General features: G+C 55.7%; 5 protein-coding genes. 3 read left to right on the top strand and 2 right to left on the bottom strand.

Annotation, left to right across the window (positions count from 1 at the left end; translation table 11 throughout):
- Window positions 1-244: hypothetical protein (locus AWB75_RS39115; protein ID WP_235012437.1), on the bottom strand; the 244-nt coding region annotated here is incomplete at its 3' end.
- A gap of 47 nt (window positions 245-291) precedes the next feature.
- Between AWB75_RS39115 and AWB75_RS36180 the strand changes: the two genes are divergently transcribed.
- On the top strand, window positions 292-789 hold the full coding sequence (locus AWB75_RS36180; RefSeq protein ID WP_061128711.1) for a hypothetical protein: 498 nt from the start codon (window positions 292-294) through the stop codon (window positions 787-789).
- A 580-nt stretch (window positions 790-1,369) separates the two neighbouring features.
- Window positions 1,370-1,759, top strand: a complete 390-nt coding sequence (locus tag AWB75_RS36175; RefSeq protein WP_143746688.1) for a hypothetical protein — start codon at window positions 1,370-1,372, stop codon at window positions 1,757-1,759.
- A gap of 118 nt (window positions 1,760-1,877) precedes the next feature.
- Here the strand turns inward: AWB75_RS36175 and AWB75_RS37530 are convergent, their stop codons facing one another.
- Window positions 1,878-2,327: a hypothetical protein gene (locus tag AWB75_RS37530; RefSeq protein ID WP_143746685.1), complete on the bottom strand. Its 450-nt coding sequence runs from the start codon at window positions 2,325-2,327 to the stop codon at window positions 1,878-1,880.
- Window positions 2,328-2,521: 194 nt separating this feature from the next.
- Here AWB75_RS37530 and AWB75_RS37955 point away from each other — a divergent pair, with 194 nt between their 5' ends.
- On the top strand, window positions 2,522-2,689 hold the full coding sequence (locus tag AWB75_RS37955; RefSeq protein WP_159462856.1) for a hypothetical protein: 168 nt from the start codon (window positions 2,522-2,524) through the stop codon (window positions 2,687-2,689).
- Window positions 2,690-2,949: the final 260 nt, after the last annotated feature.

Below are 2,949 nucleotides of genomic sequence, written 5' to 3'. Positions count from 1 at the left end.
CGAAGGGCCTTCCTTCATCTTTGGTAAAGCTCCGCAAACATCGGTCGATTGATGCTCGCGTTCTTGGCACACCCCACTTCATTTTCAAAAGAGCCAAAAAAGGCGAAGTTCGAATTTTTTCCACTAATACGTGTTTTACATCGTGCCTGCTCTCAAAACGCGCTTCGTTCGCCGTCTCAGTCTTAACCGAGAGGGGCATCGGTTTCGTCGTTCCCTTGATCAGCGCGCCAAGAAATTGGCTCATTCGAGCCCGCGGGCGCGCTTCTCAACTATTCAAAGGGAGCAGCACCGATGTCCGTAATGTTTGTAGCATCCAAGGGCCTTAAGAAATTCGAGGGTATCGTTGATGACGATTTTCGACAAAAGCACATTAATGTGGACGCGCTTGAGGTAGAAGTGAACGCTGATTGGCCATGCCTTGCTGACGGCCTGGACATCGGCTCTGTCTATATGTTCACAGAAAACGCTGGATTTGGCTTCAAGAGCAGGCTTGATTTTGTCGTGAACCTGAGCAAGCTCGCCGTCTTCGCTGGCTATGACTCCCGGATGCCAGCTGTCAACGACCCAGAACCGTTCCGCGAACTGTTTCGTTGGGCAGCCGACGGAGTGGTTGGTCCTGTTGTTTCTGCGAAGTTGGTGGCTGATTTCGTCGAATGGGAAGAGCCGATTAAGGCGCTCGGCGACGATGACTTCTATAAGTTCTACCGTCATATGCGCAAGATTTTTGAATTTGCAATGAACGATGGTTGCGTGATTCTGAGCTGGTCGGATGGAACGCTGCCGGACTGAATTGTCCTTGGGTGGTGGTATCCCTGCGGCTCGACTTTACTGAGCCGCTGGGGGACGCCGAGTGCTCGCGCTAGGCGATGAGCTTGACCGCGAGCGCAATATGTTCCCGGATGCGTTAGCTCCTGTTTCTTCGGACGCCCTGATGGACCCGGCCACCCGCTGGCGAACACGGGAGGGTGCCGCCTCAGTTGCCTCGAGCGGCGACATGCGGCTTGGCGCTCTCGCTGATGTTCCGAGCGGCGAGGGCCGCCGCCGCGCGTTTCCGGTTACCAGTAAGGCATCAGCAACGAAGATCACGGCACGATAGCGGCTCGAGAAGCGAAAGAGGTTGGCGAATCTACCTCGAAAACCCCTTCCATTCGCGGCTGTATTCATCCCCGAGGAAACCGTCCGTTTCACTAGTTAGTTTCTCCGCCCGTCATGCTCCTCCAATTGCGCTATACGACTCCAACGAAATTTACTGATAGGACGAAGAAGTATGTCACGCGATAACGCAACTAGCGACCGTAGAGACTACATGGCAAGTGCTGCCTTGGTATCGCTGTCCTCTTTCAACCGAAGGCCCGAAGGAATGGCCGAAATGTCGGATGTCACCCCAGTGTTGGCATGCCGGATAGAATCATCGGTGGCCGACCACATCAAGACGAATGGCAGTCCGTCAAACGTCGCGGTCGGGTATTTTGGCAAAACCTCCCTAATGATGATTCACTTTCACTATGGCAACATCCAGGTCTTTTGGATTGCGGATTTAGAAAGCAAGTCAATCTGGGAAGCAATCGAAAAATGGCTACAGGAGGGACGAGTTCCAATCGCGTTTTACGTCGGCGACGGAAAGCACGTATCCAATGCAGTTTGTGTAGAGTTGTCAGCGGACTCCTTGCCAATGCGTTTGGCTTGGACTAAGCAGGAACCCGGTGAATGGAACGCGGCGGGGCAGTTTTTTATTTCCGATAAGCCGCTAGCCTCCTGAGCGCCGTCCTCCTGGGCGATGGAACCCGTGGGGCGAACCTGATGGACGGAGCAACGCCCTGCGATGCAGCTTTTGCGCGCATCCTGGCATCGAGCGATTGCATTGCGGGCGAGTTTGTTTAGTCAGCGGCCGGCTGGGAGATGAGGCCGGCCGCAACCAGACGGCTTGCGATCGCCGCGGCGAGCATCCGGGCAAGTGCAAGCGAATGATTTTGCCTAACCGACGAGTCAATCAGATTTCCTCCGCCGCGGCTTACTGGCCCGCGTCCGCTGGGCGGCCACCGGACGCAATCGCCGGGTTTCTCACGACGCTTGACGTCGATTGGTTGCCGGTTGCCGCCACCACGTTGCGTGATCGCAATCGCCTTGATTGAGTCGCTGCCATACCGACGCTTGTTCGACGGGGAGACAGCCGAGAACACATCAGCGACAAAGGACCGCAGCCAAGAAAGTGGTTCGACAAGTGAAAAAAGTCGGCGAATCTCCCCTCGAAAATCCTCTTCCATTTGTGGCTGTATTCGACTTTCCAAAGATCTGCCGTTCAATTCGTTAGTTTCTCGCCCCGTCATGCCCCTTCATTCGCACTATACGATTGGCGACGTTTAATTGACACCGATCGTCGACGCGCCTTCTACCCGCACAGTGCGGCCGGCGTGTTCTCCAACTCGATACATAGGAATCGCGAAATGCCAGTTTTTTCGTTGCGCGCAAAGGTTTAAAGAAGCTGGATGGAAAGTTCAGCACAGACATCTGGGCGCTGAGCGTGGACAACGTCGTCGAAGTTCATGGCCATCCGGACTGCCCGCATGTCACCGACGGGCTCGAAGTCGGCGGTGCGTACCAATTTCAGGAAGAGCAGTGGTTCGCCGTTGCGGGAAAGGCGCGCGAATTCAGAAAGCGCATGGAGCAGTTGGCGGGGTTGGTCGGGTAAAACTGGCGCGCGGCGGGCGCAGATGCTCCTGGGCCGTTCCGGGAACTGTTTCGCCATCCTGGCGAGTTCGGGACTATCGGCCCAGTGGCCTCGGCTAAGCTAGCCGCTGATTTTGCTGCGTGGGATGGGCGGTTTCAAACCGAAGTGCAACGAGGGGGTTAATGTTTAGCGTTTTTAGGTTGACCCGCTGAGGCAAGTGTCGCAGCGAAAACCTCGAATGGCGAATGGAACGCGTGGGTTGCGCGCGGCCGGCTGTTCAG

Origin of the sequence: Caballeronia catudaia (assembly GCF_001544755.2) — a bacterium.
Classification (GTDB): Bacteria; Pseudomonadota; Gammaproteobacteria; order Burkholderiales; family Burkholderiaceae; genus Caballeronia; species Caballeronia catudaia.
The sequence above is the reverse complement of the archived record's forward strand: the minus strand, read 5'-3'. Positions and strand labels throughout refer to the sequence as shown.